The sequence below is a fragment of the Arthrobacter koreensis genome, assembly GCF_035792275.1.
Classification (GTDB): domain Bacteria; phylum Actinomycetota; class Actinomycetes; order Actinomycetales; family Micrococcaceae; genus Arthrobacter_B; species Arthrobacter_B koreensis_A.
Genome location: NZ_JAMWKK010000017.1, coordinates 30,621 through 44,945, shown reverse-complemented (window position 1 = coordinate 44,945; position 14,325 = coordinate 30,621). Strand labels below are relative to the sequence as shown.

General features: G+C 66.7%; 11 protein-coding genes. 9 read left to right on the top strand and 2 right to left on the bottom strand.

Features of this window, described 5'->3' with window-relative positions; translation table 11 throughout:
• Nucleotides 1–300: 300 nt before the first annotated feature.
• From betT to NGB94_RS15285, 5 genes are all read left to right on the top strand, one after another.
• Nucleotides 301–2,409: a choline BCCT transporter BetT gene (gene betT, locus NGB94_RS15305; protein ID WP_325791555.1), complete on the top strand. Its 2,109-nt coding sequence runs from the start codon at nucleotides 301–303 to the stop codon at nucleotides 2,407–2,409.
• Nucleotides 2,406–3,896: an aldehyde dehydrogenase family protein gene (locus tag NGB94_RS15300; protein WP_325791554.1), complete on the top strand. Its 1,491-nt coding sequence runs from the start codon at nucleotides 2,406–2,408 to the stop codon at nucleotides 3,894–3,896. Before betT ends, NGB94_RS15300 begins: the two co-directional genes overlap by 4 nt.
• A gap of 5 nt (nucleotides 3,897–3,901) precedes the next feature.
• Nucleotides 3,902–5,518, top strand: coding sequence for a GMC family oxidoreductase (locus NGB94_RS15295; RefSeq protein WP_325791553.1), 1,617 nt, complete (start codon nucleotides 3,902–3,904; stop codon nucleotides 5,516–5,518).
• A gap of 117 nt (nucleotides 5,519–5,635) precedes the next feature.
• A complete protein-coding gene (locus NGB94_RS15290; protein WP_325791552.1) occupies nucleotides 5,636–7,600 on the top strand; it encodes a penicillin-binding transpeptidase domain-containing protein in 1,965 nt (654 codons plus the stop codon).
• Between the two features lie 68 nt (nucleotides 7,601–7,668).
• Entirely contained in the window at nucleotides 7,669–9,432 is a 1,764-nt protein-coding gene (locus NGB94_RS15285) for a hypothetical protein (protein ID WP_325791551.1), read from the top strand.
• Here NGB94_RS15285 and NGB94_RS15280 read toward each other — a convergent pair.
• A complete protein-coding gene (locus NGB94_RS15280; protein ID WP_325791550.1) occupies nucleotides 9,429–9,872 on the bottom strand; it encodes a YccF domain-containing protein in 444 nt (147 codons plus the stop codon). The two genes, NGB94_RS15285 and NGB94_RS15280, sit on opposite strands and share 4 nt — an antisense overlap.
• Before the next feature lie 82 nt (nucleotides 9,873–9,954).
• Between NGB94_RS15280 and NGB94_RS15275 the strand changes: the two genes are divergently transcribed.
• From NGB94_RS15275 to NGB94_RS15260, 4 genes are read left to right on the top strand one after another with little or no spacing between them, the layout of a single operon-like run.
• On the top strand, nucleotides 9,955–10,425 hold the full coding sequence (locus tag NGB94_RS15275; RefSeq protein ID WP_325791549.1) for a pyridoxamine 5'-phosphate oxidase family protein: 471 nt from the start codon (nucleotides 9,955–9,957) through the stop codon (nucleotides 10,423–10,425).
• 2 nt (nucleotides 10,426–10,427) lie between these two features.
• A complete protein-coding gene (locus tag NGB94_RS15270; RefSeq protein ID WP_325791548.1) occupies nucleotides 10,428–10,997 on the top strand; it encodes a HutD family protein in 570 nt (189 codons plus the stop codon).
• Between the two features lie 59 nt (nucleotides 10,998–11,056).
• Nucleotides 11,057–11,251 (top strand): DNA-binding protein, encoded by a 195-nt coding sequence (locus tag NGB94_RS15265; RefSeq protein WP_325791547.1) that lies wholly within the window; start codon nucleotides 11,057–11,059, stop codon nucleotides 11,249–11,251.
• Nucleotides 11,252–11,271: 20 nt separating this feature from the next.
• Nucleotides 11,272–12,561 (top strand): DUF4232 domain-containing protein, encoded by a 1,290-nt coding sequence (locus tag NGB94_RS15260; RefSeq protein WP_325791546.1) that lies wholly within the window; start codon nucleotides 11,272–11,274, stop codon nucleotides 12,559–12,561.
• 69 nt (nucleotides 12,562–12,630) lie between these two features.
• On the opposite strand, the gene NGB94_RS15255 is transcribed toward NGB94_RS15260, so the two are convergent.
• Nucleotides 12,631–14,226, bottom strand: coding sequence for a DEAD/DEAH box helicase (locus NGB94_RS15255; RefSeq protein ID WP_325791545.1), 1,596 nt, complete (start codon nucleotides 14,224–14,226; stop codon nucleotides 12,631–12,633).
• Nucleotides 14,227–14,325 lie beyond the last annotated feature (99 nt).

The window sequence follows — 14,325 nt, the reverse complement described above, 5'->3', positions numbered from 1 at the left end:
ATCACGGTCCCAAAGGAGGCTTCCGGATCGATCCAGCGGTCCGGCCGGAGGTCTCCGGAACCGGTAAATGTGATGCGCACCACTTCTGCCGCACCTTCTTGGAGGTTAGCAGGACACCGCCCGCACAGGACAGGCCCGACGGCCGGGTTGGTCCTTCCGGAAGCCGGGACGCGCACCCCGGCCCCGGACCGGAAAATTTGGCCCAGGTCACACAAATCAGCCTCCCACGAGGGCACTTGCTAGGGTAAAAGTCACGACTAAGGGACCTTACTTTTTATTCAAACAGCCTTGAAGGACGTCATGACCAAGACTGCAGAATCCGAAGCGCCGCCCGCGGCCGTGGAGAAAACCAGGACTAACAAGGTGGTCTTTACCGGCTCAGCGGTAGGAATCACGGCCATTGCGCTGTGGGCCATGATCTCCACCGAATCCGCCGAGGAAGTCATCGGAACCATGGTTGGCTGGGTCTCCACCAACATGGGCTGGTACTACTTCCTGGTGGTGACCATGGTGGTGGTTTTCGTCCTGGTCCTGGCACTCTCGGGGATCGGCAAGACCAAGCTCGGACCCGACCACTCCAAGCCGCAGTTCGGCCTGTTTACCTGGGGTGCCATGCTCTTCGCGGCGGGCATCGGAATCGACCTGATGTTCTTCTCGGTCTCCGAACCGGTCACCCAGTACCTTGCCCCTCCGACCGGTGACGGCTCTACCGCGGAAGCCGCACGCCAGGCACTGGTGTGGACTCTCTTCCATTACGGCATCACCGGCTGGGCACTCTACGCACTGATGGGCCTGGCCCTGGGCTACTTTGCCTACCGGCACAACCTGCCGCTAAGCATCCGCTCCGCGCTCTATCCCATCTTCGGGAAGAAGATCGACGGCCCGCTGGGGCACGGCGTGGACATCGCTGCCCTGCTGGGCACCATCTTCGGCATCGCCACCTCACTGGGCATCGGCGTCGTACAGCTGAACTACGGCCTGAGCTTTATGTTCGGCCTCCCTGAAAACCTCACCGTGCAGATCGCACTGATCGCCCTCTCCGTGATCATGGCTATCGTCTCCGTGGTCTCCGGCGTTGAAAAGGGTATCCGCCGCCTCTCCGAACTCAACGTCATCCTGGCTCTGGGCCTGATGGTCTTTATCCTCATTGCCGGCAAGACGAGCTTCCTGCTGGACGGGATCGTGCAGAACATCGGCGACGTGCTTAGCCGCTTCCCGGGGATGACCCTGGACACCATGGCCTACGACCGGCCGGATGAATGGCTCTCCGGCTGGACCCTGTTCTTCTGGGCCTGGTGGATCGCCTGGGCACCGTTCGTCGGACTGTTCCTGGCCCGCATCTCCCGCGGCCGCACCATCCGCCAGTTCGTGCTCGGCGTCATGATCGTGCCCTTCGCGTTCATCCTGCTGTGGATCTCCATCTTCGGCAACAGCGCCCTGGACCTGGTCATGGGCGGCAACGCAGCCTTCGGCGAGGTAGCCATGAACCAGCCTGAGCGGGCCTTCTACGGACTGCTGGAGCAGTTCCCCTGGCTGCCCGCCACCGCCGCGATCGCCACGTTCACCGGCCTGCTGTTCTACGTAACTTCCGCAGACTCCGGCGCCCTGGTGATGGCCAACTTCACCTCGCACCTCAAGGACGCCGATTCGGACGCTCCCAAGTGGATGCGCGTTTTCTGGGCCGTGATCACTGGCCTGCTTACCCTCGCCATGCTGATGGTGGGCGGTGTAACCACGCTGCAGAACGCCACCATCATCATGGGCCTGCCGCTGTCCATCCTGCTGCTGTTCATCATGCTCGGGGTCTACAAGGCACTGAGAGTGGAGAACTCCCTGGCCGCCAGTTTCCGTGCCTCCCTGCCGAGCATGATCGCCGGACGCAGCCCGGATCCGCGCGGCGGACGCACCTGGCGCCAGCGCCTGACCCGCGCGATGTCCTATCCCGGACGCCGGCAGGCAGCACGTTTCGTTGAAACCGTCGCCTGCCCGGCACTGGCCGAGGTACATGACGAGCTCGAGGCCAAGGGTGCCGAAGTCTCACTCTCCCAGTCGGAGGCCGGCAGCGGCATCCTCTCCGCAGACCTGACCGTTGGACTCGGCGACGAACGCCCGTTCAAATACCAGGTCTACCCGGTTGAATACGAGACCCCGTCCTACGCGCTGCGCAGCGCTTCCGCCGAGACGAAGTACTTCCGCATGGAGGTGTTCTCGCTCGAGGGCAGCCACGGCTACGACGTCATGGGCTACACCAAGGACCAGCTGATCACCGATGTCCTGGACCACTACGAACGCCACCTTGAATTCCTGCACCTGAACCGGGAGATGCCCGGAAACACCGCAATCACCGAAGACCCGGTTGTGAAAGACAACTGGGACGCCGACTTTGTCGGCGGGGAGGAGAAACGATGAGTACACCGGCAACACTTTTCATCGACGGGGCGTGGGTTCCCGCATCCGACGGCGGCACCAGGGAAATCCGCAATCCCGCCGACGGCGAACTGGTCGCCGTCGTTTCCGAAGCCACCTCGCAGGACACTGAGAAGGCTATTGCCTCTGCCCGCTCTGCGTTTGACCGCGGCGAGTGGGCAGCCGTTCCGGCACCCGAGCGCGGCGACTTCCTGCTGCGGGTCGCAGCCGAGCTGAAGGCCCGCAAGGCCGAGTTCGCCCGCGCCGAGACCCTGGACACCGGCAAGCGGCTGTCCGAAAGCGAGATCGACATGGACGACATCGCTGCCTGCTTTACCTACTTCGGGAAAATCGCCGGCCAGAACGCCGGCCGGATCGTGGACGCTGGAAACCCCGACGTCGTCTCCCGCATCGAGTACGAGCCCGTTGGTGTGTGCGGGCTGATCGCGCCCTGGAACTATCCCCTGCTGCAGGCCGCCTGGAAGATCGCTCCGGCGCTGGCGGCGGGCTGCACCTTTGTGCTCAAGCCGTCGGAGCTGACGCCGTCCACTTCCATCCTGATGATGAAGGTCCTCGAGGACCTGGGCCTGCCCCGCGGCACGGCCAACCTGGTGCTCGGTGCCGGTGCCGTGGCCGGAGCCCCGCTGGCCGAATCGCCCGACGTCGACCTGGTTTCCTTCACCGGCGGGGTCGCCACGGGCAAGACCATCGCGGCCGCGGCTGCCGGTACGGTCAAGAAGGTCGCCCTTGAGCTGGGCGGCAAGAACCCCAACGTCGTCTTCGCGGATGCCGACTTCGACGCCGCCCTGGACAACGCCCTGAACGCAGCCTTCGTCCACTCCGGCCAGGTCTGCTCCGCAGGTGCCCGCCTGATCGTCGAAGAGCCGATCGCTGAACGCTTCGTGGCCGAGCTGGTCCGCCGCGCCGAACAGATCCGCATGGGCGGCCCGTTCGACGAAAACACCGAGACCGGACCGCTGATCTCTGCCGCTCACCGGGACAAGGTGACGACCTACGTGAAGAACGCCGTGGCGGAAGGCGCCCGCGTGCGCTGCGGCGGCACCTGGGGCACCGGAGAGCTGGAAAAGGGTTTCTACTACGCCCCCACCGTCCTGGACAACGTCCAGCGCGGCAGCTCCGCCCTCCTGGAGGAGGCCTTCGGCCCGGTAGTCACCGTTGAGACCTTCAACGGCGAAGACGAGGCCGTTGCCCTGGCCAATGACACCGCCTACGGCCTGGCCGGAGCCGTCTGGTCCGCCGACGCGGGCAAGACCCAGCGCGTGGCCCGGCGCCTGCGCCACGGCACCGTCTGGATCAACGACTTCCACCCCTACCTGCCGCAGGCCGAATGGGGCGGCTTCGGGATCTCCGGCGTGGGCCGGGAACTCGGGCCCACCGGACTCGGCGAGTACCAGGAAGCCAAGCACATTTACCAGAACATCAATCCCCAGGTGACCGGCTGGTTCACCGACCACGGAAAGGTCAACTAAGTTCCATGACTGATCTGCACAAGCGCGAGTTCGACTACATCGTCATTGGCGGCGGCTCCGCCGGAGCGGCCGTAGCGTCCCGGCTCAGCGAGGACCCGTCAATTGAAGTAGCCCTGGTCGAGGCCGGCCCGGATGACCGCGGGCTGGAAGAGATCCTGCAGCTGGACCGCTGGATGGAACTGCTTGAATCCGGCTACGACTGGGACTACCAGATCGAGCCGCAGGAGAACGGCAACTCCTTTATGCGCCAGGCCCGGGCCAAGGTGATGGGCGGCTGCTCCAGCCACAACTCCTGCATCGCTTTCTGGGCTCCGCGGGAAGACATTGACGAATGGGAATCCCGCTTCGGTGCCGAGGGGTGGAACTCGGAGATGGCGTTCCGGCTCTACAAACAGCTGGAAAAGAACGAGGACGCCGGGCCGGACGCGCCGCACCACGGCGACAGCGGCCCGGTTCACCTCATGAACATTCCGGCGAACGACCCCTGCGGCGTGGCGCTGCTGGACGCCTGCGAACAGGCCGGCATCCCGCGGGTGAAGTTCAACACCGGAGAAACCGTCATCAACGGCGCCAACTTCTTCCAGATCAACCGCCGCGCGGACGGCACCCGCTCCTCGTCGTCGGTCTCCTACATCCACCCGATCATGGACCGGCCCAACTTCACCCTGCTGACCGACCTGCGGGCCCGGGAACTGACGTTCGATGAGAACAACCGCTGCACCGGCGTCGACGTGGTGGACGGGCAGTTCGCCCGTACCCACTCGCTCACGGCACGCACCGAGGTGATCCTCTCCGCTGGGGCGATCGACTCCCCCAAGCTGCTGATGCTCTCCGGCATCGGTCCGGCCGCGCACCTGCAGCAGCACGGCATCCACGTCCGGGTGGACTCCCCCGGCGTGGGCGAGAACCTGCAGGACCACCCGGAGGGCGTCATCCAGTGGGAGGCGAAGAAGCCGATGCCCGAAACCTCCACGCAGTGGTGGGAAATCGGCATCTTCACCCCGACGGAAGAGGGCCTTGACCGCCCGGACCTGATGTTCCACTACGGGTCCGTCCCTTTCGACATGCATACGCTGCGCCAGGGCTACCCCACCACGGAGAACGGCTTCTGCCTGACCCCGAACGTCACCCATGCCCGCTCACGCGGCACCGTGCGGCTGCGCAGCCGCGACTTCCGTGACAAGCCCATGGTTGACCCGCGGTACTTCACCGATCCGCACGACATGCGGGTCATGGTCTACGGCATCAAGAAGGCCCGTGAAATCGTCGCCTCCCCGGCGATGGCCGAGTGGGCAGGCCGCGAGCTGTATCCGGGCCCGGACGTGCAGACGGATGAAGAGATCACGGAGTACATCAGGAAGACGCACAACACGGTGTACCACCCGGCCGGTACGGTGCGGATGGGATCTGCCGACGACGCCATGTCGCCGCTGGATCCGCAGCTGCGGGTCAAGGGCGTCACCGGCCTGCGCGTCGCCGATGCCTCGGTCATGCCGGAGCTGACCACGGTGAACCCGAACATCACCACCATGATGATCGGCGAGCGCTGCGCTGAACTGGTGCGGCAGGACCGCACCGGCGGAGCAGGCGCGGCCGCCGCCGCGGAGACCGCCGCCGCATAGTTCCCCGCCCGCGGGGGTCTGCTGGACAAAGTGGGGAAGCGGATCCGGGGCGCCGCCCGGCGCCCCGGATCCGCTTCACGTGCCAGTTTTCCAGATCCGCGCCGGTACGCTGAGCGCATGGGGAAACACCGCTGGCTCGCGTCCGTACTGTCCGTTGCTGTCCTGGGACTCTCGCTGAGCGCCTGCTCAGCGGAGGGCCCAACGCCGGAGGAAGCAGCCCAGGCTCTCGCGGACGGTCTGGCTGAACTCGACGTTTCCAACAGCGCTTTCCTTGATTCCACCCCCGAGGAGGCGAACTCCCGGCTGGCGGACTGGACCTCCGGCATGGCGCCCCTGAAACCGTCCGTCAGCGTGGCGTCCGTGGAGGAAACCGGCGACGGCGAGGCCGTGGCCACCCTGAACTACGTGTGGGACGTCAACAAGTCGGAAAACGACTACAGCTATGACACGACCGTCGCGCTGCAGCGCGGCGAAGACGAAGAGTGGCAGGTCCGCCTCACCTCGGAGGCAGTCCATCCGGATTTGGCTCCGGAGGACTCCCTCCTGCTCGAAACCGGGGCCCCACAGCGCGGGGACATCCTCGGCGCCGGAGGCCAGGTGCTGGTCACTGACCGGCCCGTGTGGCGGGTCGGCATCGACAAGACCCGCCTCGAGGAAGAACAGCTGGAAGCCTCCGCCTCGGCCCTGGCCACCTTCCTGGAGATTGACCCCGCTCCCTTCGCCGAGCAGGTGAAAGCGGCCGGCCCTGAGGCTTTCGTGGAAGCGATCACTCTCAGGCAAGACGCCGTGAGTCCGCCACCGGTGTTCCAGAAGGAAATCTCGGCATTCACCGGAGCTGCCGCGCTGTCCTCCACCCTTTCGCTTGCACCAACCCGCACTTTCGCACGGGCGCTGCTCGGCTCTGCCGGGGAGGCGACGGCGGAACTGATCGAAAAGTCCGACGGGAGGCTCTCCCCCGGCGACATCACTGGCCTCTCCGGACTGCAGCGCGAATATGACGAAGTCCTGCGGGGCGCTGACTTTGTGAGCGTCCGAACCGTCGCTGCCGACGGTACCCGCTCTCCCGTCCTCTTCGAAGAGCCCGGAGAACGGGGCGAACTGCGCACCACGCTGGACGCCGGCATGCAGACGCTGGCTGAATCAGTGCTGGAGGACGAACCCTCCGCTTCTGCCCTGGTTGCCATCCAGCCGTCCACCGGCAATGTCCTGGCCGTGGCCAACGGACCGGGCAGCCAGGGACAGCAGACGGCCCTGCTGGGACAGTACGCACCCGGCTCAACCTTCAAGCTGGCCACTACCCTGGCCATGCTCCGCTCCGGAACCACGGCACAAAGTACCGTCTCCTGCCCGGCGGAACTGAACGTTGACGGGCGTAGCTTCAACAACGCCAGCACCTACCCCGCCCAGTTCCTCGGCGACATTCCCTTGATCCAGGCCTTCGCCCAGTCCTGCAACACGGCGTTCATCAACGCCCGCGGCGACATCTCCCAGTCCGCCCTCGCCGACGCCGCACTGAGCCTGGGCATCGGGGTGGAAGCACCGATCGGCACGGGCGCCTATTTCGGGGCAGTTCCCGAGACGGCCGAAGGCACCGCACACGCCGCCTCAATGATCGGACAGGGCCAGGTACTCGTCTCCCCGTTCGCGCTGGCTGTCGCCGCGGCCTCCATCGGCAACGGCGGGCTGGTCTCTCCCACGCTCGTAGAACAACCGGACGGTACGGCACCGGCGTCACCATCGGCGTCCGCTTCCCCCTCAGCGTCAGCTTCCGGCCCGGCCGCCGCCGGGGCAGGAACGCCGCTGTCAGCGGATGAAGCCGCTGCCCTGCGCGAAATGATGCGCGCGGTAGTGACCGACGGCGGTGTGCAGCTTCTGGGCTCCGTGCCTGGAGAACCCGTCATCGCCAAGACCGGCACTGCCGAGTTCGGCAGCGACGTTCCGCCGCGCACCCACGCCTGGGTGGTTGCGCTGCAGGGCGACCTCGCCGTCGCGCTCTTCATCGAAGAAGGAGAACTCGGTTCCACCTCCGGCGGCCCGGTGATGAAGGCATTCCTGGACGGGCTGGCCGGAAGCGGCCAATAGGCCCACCGGACACCCGACTTCGGGGCATCCCTGTGCCCTTTTGCCCGGTGCGCAGCTAGCCTTCCGGGATGGGGAAGAACCGCCTGGCAGCAGCCATCCTTTCCGTCACGATCCTTGGCCTCCCGCTGGCGGGATGCTCTCCTGAAGAACGCCCGGGACCGGAGGAGTCCGTCGCCTCACTGGCCGAAGGGCTCTCCCGCCTGGACGTCTCCGGAAACGAGTTTGCCGGTTCCACCGTCGAGGCAGTGAACGGCATGCTCGCCTACGAAGTCTCCGGCATGAATCTGGAGCCCTCAGTCACTGTCTCCAAAATCGAAGAGATCTCCGGCAGCGAAGCGGTTGCCACCCTGAAGTACGTGTGGGACGTCAATGCGTCGCCGGAGGACTACAGCTACGAGACCACAGTGACCCTGGAACGGACCCGTGACAGTGACTGGCAAACCCGTTTCCGGTCCACTACGGTTCATCCGGATCTCCTTCCCGGGCAGCGGCTGGTCCGCAAGGCCAGCTCACCTCCGCGGGCAGACATACTCGGTTCCGGCGGGTCTGTGCTGATGAGGCACTGGCCGGTGTGGCGGGTTGGACTGGATAAGTCCGTGCTGAACCCGCGGGAATATGCAGAGTCGGTCTTCTATCTCTCGCTCTATCTGGGCCTGGACACCGACGCCTTCGCCGCCAAGGTCCAGGCCGCCGGACCGGATGCCTTCGTCGACGCAGTAACGGTCCGCCAGGACAAAGTGCCGCCGGCCTTCGAGTCGGACATCGCCACTGTCCCGGGTGCAGCCGCCCTGCCGGAAAGGCAGGTGCTGGGCCCCAGCCCGTCGTTCGCCGCGGGCCTGCTGGGGACGGTAGGACCGGCAACCGCAGACATGGCCGGCGCCGGACCGATGGCACCCGGTGACCTGACCGGACTTTCCGGACTCCAGCAGCAATACGATTCACAGCTCCGCGGCTCCGACGCGGTGAGCGTACGGATCGTGGGCCAGGACAACGCGCCTTCCGAGCCGCTCTTCGAAGCACCTGCTGAGCCCGGCGCTGCCCTGCAGACCACTTTGGACCTGCCCGTCCAGGCCCAGGCCGATGCCGCGGTGGCAGATTCGCCAGGTGCCGCGCTGGTGGCCGTACAGCCGTCCACCGGCAACGTCCTGGCTGTCGCGAACGGTCCCGGAACGCCGGGCACGCAGGCCGCGCTGCTGGGAGAGTATTCACTGGGCACCGGGTTCCAGCCCGTAACCGCGCTGGCCCGGCTCCGTGCCGGAATACCCGCCGGGTCCGCCGAAACACCCGGGAACGCCGACATCAGTGCAGCCGCCCAAGCCCTCGGCCTGGGGGTTGCTGCCCCGCTGGGGACACAGGCGTTCTATGGGTCCGTGCCGGATGGTTCCGATGAAACCCGGCAGGCAGCCTCTGTCAGCGGTCCGGGCGAGGTAGTGGCTTCCCCCTTGGCCGCTGCGGTGGCCGCGGCATCCGCAGCCAGGGGCGAACGGGTTTCACCGGTGCTGGTACTTAATCCGGAAGACGCCGGCGGAACGGATCAGGACCCGCCTTCCGGGGATTCGGACACCGCGCAGGAACTCACCAGGGCGGAAGCCGAAACACTGCGTTCCAGTATGGCCGACGGCAGTTCCTCCGGCGCACTGGACCCGTTCCAGTCCGTGTCCGGGGGCCCGGTCCTGGCAGCAGCAGGCACAGCCGGGACGGGCGGGGAAAAGGCCGGGCATGCCTGGGTAACGGCGGTCCAGGGCGACCTCGCCGTAGCAGTGTTCGTCCAGGGCAGCGGCGAAGACTCCGCCGCCGTGGCGGCCGCTTTCCTGCAGGGCCTGGCAGGCTAGCGGTAGGACGGTCCCGGATACGTTCCGTAGGGAGCGCTGCGGCTGTAAGGCACCAGTCCGGAACCGGAGGTGGACACAATCCGCTTGCCCAGGGGCGTGAGGGAAATGGGGATCATCTTCAGGTTCGCGATGCCCAGCGGAATGCCGATGATACTGACGAACATGGGAATGGCCGTCAGCACATGGCCAATGGCAATCCAGATTCCGGCGACTATCACCCAGATGACGTTCCCCAGGGTGGCAAGCACCCCGGTACCCCGCCCGTTGTCCACTACGGTGCGGCCAAAAGGCCACAGAGCGTAGGACGCAATCCGGAAGGACGCGATGCCAAACGGGATCGTCACGATCAGCAGGCAGCACACAATCCCGGCCGCAACGTAGCCAAGAGCCAGCCAGATGCCGCCGAACAGTAGCCAGATGACGTTCAGGATTGCCTTCATGAACCCATTGTTCTCCATTTAGCCTGCGGAGTCACGGCCGGCGGCTTACCGGCGGCGCTGCGGTTATGCCTAGACTGGGGGCATGCCGCCAACCAATGATGCAGGGGTACCCGTCGAACTCGGATCCAGCGACTGCTGGGACTACATCCGCCAAGCGTCCGTGGGGCGGCTGGCCGTGGTGGTCGAGGGACATCCCGAAATTTTCCCCATTAACTTCGCCGTTGACCACGGCACCGTTGTCTTCCGCACCGCCGAAGGCACAAAGCTCTCCGCGGCCCTGGACGATTCGTCCGTCGCCTTCGAAGTGGACGGTTACGATGACAGGCTCGGTTATGCGTGGAGCGTCGTCCTGAAGGGCATGGCCTCCCAGCTCGAATCTATCGAGGACGTCCTGGACTCCGCTGACCTGGAACTTTTCCCGTGGCAGGCCGGGGAAAAGAACCACTTCGTCCGGATTGTCCCGGCTGAAACGACCGGACGGCGTTTCCTGATCAGCAACGCAGCGCGCCGCCATGTCCTTGAAGCCCGCCGCCGCCAGGCCCTGATCGAATAGGCATGACCAGCACCCTAATGCGGTTCGCATCCCTCCCCTCCCGTTCCTGGGGCTCGAATTCCGGGCGGGCCAAGGACCTGGCAGCCGGTCCACCCGGCCCTTCGGGCGGACCGGGCTGGCGCCTGTCGGCTGCCACCATCGAGAAATCCGGCCCCTTTACTGAGTTCCCGGATACTGACCGGATCACGGTTCCGGTGGAAGGCGAACTCCTGCTCCTCACGGTGGACGGCACAGAGCACGCCATGGAACGGCTCCGCCCGCTGCGCTACCCCGGCGACGTCCCGGTGCAGGCGTCCCTGCCCACGGGCGAGGTCACCGTCCTGAACACCTTCGCTGACCGGAACAGCTACGGAGCCGCGGTCATGGTGGTGGAGCTGTCCAAGAAGAACCCGCCGTCCCTTGGCCCGGACCAGTTCCTGGTGCTTCTGCAGGGATCCGCCAAAGCCGTGCTCGACGGCGGGAACCGCACCGAGGAGCTGGAGCTGCTGGACACCGTTGCCGGCGGTGAGGACCAGCCGCAGGTGCTCGGACGCGGATTTGGCGCCGTCGTCAGCTTCTATCCCCTGGACTGAGCCTGAGTCCCGGGGCCGGGGGCTGGGCCGCGGTGCTCCCGGACGCCTAGCATCTGGGCATGAGCACATCCTTGAACGAGCTGCCCCGGATCGGGGCACCGGCTTCCCGCGGTCTGGGAGCGGCGGGGTACACCACGCTGCGCCAGCTCGCCGGCGTGCCGCGCGGAGACCTGGCCCAGCTGCACGGAGTCGGCCCGAAAGCCCTGGACATCATCGAAGCCGCACTGAATGAGCACGGGCTCGGCCTCAAATAGGCGCGTGTACACTTCGGCAAATGGCGATTGATGCGGACGGCGAAACCGGCGCCGGACCACCCGGCGAGGAGTTCCATGAGCAGGCCTCGGCTGCAGCGGACACCAAGGCACGGCGCACCCGGTTCATCGCCGCGGCCCTGACCGGAACCCTATGGACGGCATCCGGGGTGGTGTCCTCCGCAGCCGCGCACCTTCCGGTACCCGCGGCACTCGCAGCGCTGGCCGTGCCGCGAACGGTGGAGCTGGACTTTGGCGCCTACCCCGCTGGCCGGTCGCCGCTGCCGGAACAATGGTTGTCCGCCCTGGCCGCCGGTGTGCTGGCGGCGGCGCTGACGGCGATGCTGCTGCAGTCCCTGTCCCGGCGCCAGCCGCGTATACCCCCGTTTCAGGCTGTTTGGGTGTGCACGGCCCTGGCTGCGCTGGCCGGTGGCCTGGTCCTGGGGCTAGGCGGAATGCTTGATGGCTGGCCTGCACCGCGTCCGGCCCGGTTCTTCGAGGCGCTGGTTCAGTTCCTGCTGGCGGGTGCCCATTGGGGTGCGCTCTGGGGATGGCTTCCCGCTTTGGTTGCTGCCCGCGGCGCCGCTGCGGGAATGCCTGCGGCCAGCCCGCGGACCGGGACCCGGCACCGTCGGGCACGCAGTTTTATCTTCCCGGCAGCCGTAACCCTGCTGGCCGGCGCGGTTGCCCTGGCCGTCTTGCCGTCAGCGGACAGGCCATCGGACAGGCCACCCGGCGAACGGCAGGGCGGCTGGCAGGCTGCGCCGCAGCCTGTTCCGGAAGCTGTGCCTGAACCGGCACCGGAGGCCGCCGTGTACGGGGCCGAGCTCACCGGCCACCCTTTTGAAGAACCCGATCCGGACTGGTGTACCGGCCACGAGGTGCGGATGATGGTTGACGGCTGGGACGCCGGACTCGGCAGCCGAGTCGGCCGCCTCACGCTGGAGGTGACCGGCGGCCGGAGCTGCGTTGTCCATGCCTACCCGGACCTGGATTTCAATCGGACTGACGGGTGGGCCATGGACATCACGACGGTCCATGGCGGGTCAATGATGACCAGGGATACGGTTCAGGATCCGTTCGTGCTCGAGCCGGGCCAGTTCGCAGAAGCGGGAATCGGCTGGCGTGCTACGGCAGGGGCCGGGATGAGCCGGGTGGGCACGCTGCTGGTGGCCCCCTACTCCGGGACCCTCCGCCAGGCTTTGGAAGTAGACCTGGACCTCACGGAACCCGGATTCCTTACGGTTACGTCCTGGGTTCCGGCAGGACCCGACGCACCACCGCCCGGGACCCTGCGCGCAGACTGGGAATGACCGCGCCCTGTCCAAGAAAAAAGACCCTGTACCCGGAAACGGGTACAGGGTCTTTCCTATGCGTTTTGGCTAGCGTCCGCGGCGATCATTTGACGCCGGTGCCGTTGCGCGGCGGGGACCGGCGGCGCGTGCCGGCCGGCCGCTGCCTGCCGGAGCGGCAGAACGGGTTCCGCCGGCGCGGTGAGTTCCGGTTGCTGCCACGTCGCCGGCGCGCTGGCCGGTGGCGGGACGGCGGTTGCGGCCCTGCGAGGTGGCTGCGGCAGCCGCTCCGCGGCGGCCCTCGGGGCTGCGCTGGGCGCGGGGAGCGTCAGCCGAAGCAGTACGCTCGGCCGAGACGCGTCCGCGGCCGCCTGCACCGCCGCGTCCGCCGGCCCGGGTTCCGGAACCGGAACGGGCTGCGCGCTTGCGCTGGGCGTTGGCTCCCGTGGAGCGGCCTGCACCCTGCTGCGGGGACTTCGCTGCCAGCTGGGCTGCACGGACGTGCGGCTCCACCACGGCTGCGCGCTCACCGACGAGCTTGGCAATGGACGGGGAGTTGTGGGACACCTTCTCGATCGAGACGTCGACGCCGGCAGCCTTCATCAGCTTGGACACCTCGCCCTTCTGCTCGGGCAGGGTCACCGTGACAACGGTTCCGTCCGAGCCGGCACGCGCGGTGCGGCCGGAGCGGTGCAGGTACGCCTTGTGCTCCGTGGGCGGATCGATGTGGACAACCAGCTCGACGTCGTTCACGTGGACGCCGCGGGCGGCGACGTCGGTGGCAACGAGGACGCGGACGTCGCCGGAGGCGAACTCGGCCAGGTTCCGGTCACGGGCATTCTGCGAGAGATTGCCGTGCAGGTCGACCGCGGGAATTCCGCTGTCCGTGAGGAACTTGGCCATCTTGCGGGCGTGGTGCTTGGTGCGCATGAACATGATGCGGCGGCCCTGGCCGGAAGCCAGTTCCTTGACCAGCAGCTTCTTGGCCGTCTGGTCCTGGACCAGCAGCACGTGGTGCTCCATGGTGGTGACCGCAGCCTGCGGGTCATCCACGGAGTGGGTCAGCGGGTTGGACAGGTAGCGGCGGACCAGCTTGTCCACGCCGTTGTCCAGGGTGGCGGAGAAGAGCATGCGCTGGCCCTTTTCCGGGGTGCGGTCCAGCAGGCGCTGAACCACCGGGAGGAAGCCGAGGTCGGCCATGTGGTCAGCCTCGTCCAGCACGGTGATTTCAACGGACTCCAGGCTGATGACCTTCTGCTTCATCAGGTCCTCGAGGCGCCCCGGGCAGGCGATGACAATGTCGACGCCGGCGCCCAGCGCCTTTTCCTGGCGCTGCTGGGAAACGCCGCCGTAGATCACGGTGGTGTTCAGGCCCAGCTCGGCAGCGAGCGGCTCAATCACGTTGTTGATCTGCGTGGCCAGCTCACGGGTCGGCGCCAGCACCAGGCCCAGCGGGCGGTTCGGCCGGCGGCGGTAAGCGGCTTCGGCCTCAGCCAGCCGGGTGACCAGCGGCAGGGAGAAGGCGAGGGTCTTGCCGGAGCCGGTACGCCCGCGGCCCAGGACATCCCGGCCCTTGAGGGTGTCGGGAAGGGTTTCCACCTGGATGGGGAACGGTTCTGCGATTCCCTGGGCGGAGAGGTTGGAGACAAGTGCCTTGGGTACGCCAAGGGCAGCAAAAGTAGTCATGAAAAGACAGGCAACTTTCGGTAAGTGGCCCCCTATGCCATCTGGCGCAGAGGGTTCGCCGAAGAAAAGTCAGACAGTGTCCACCGCCCCGTAACTAAC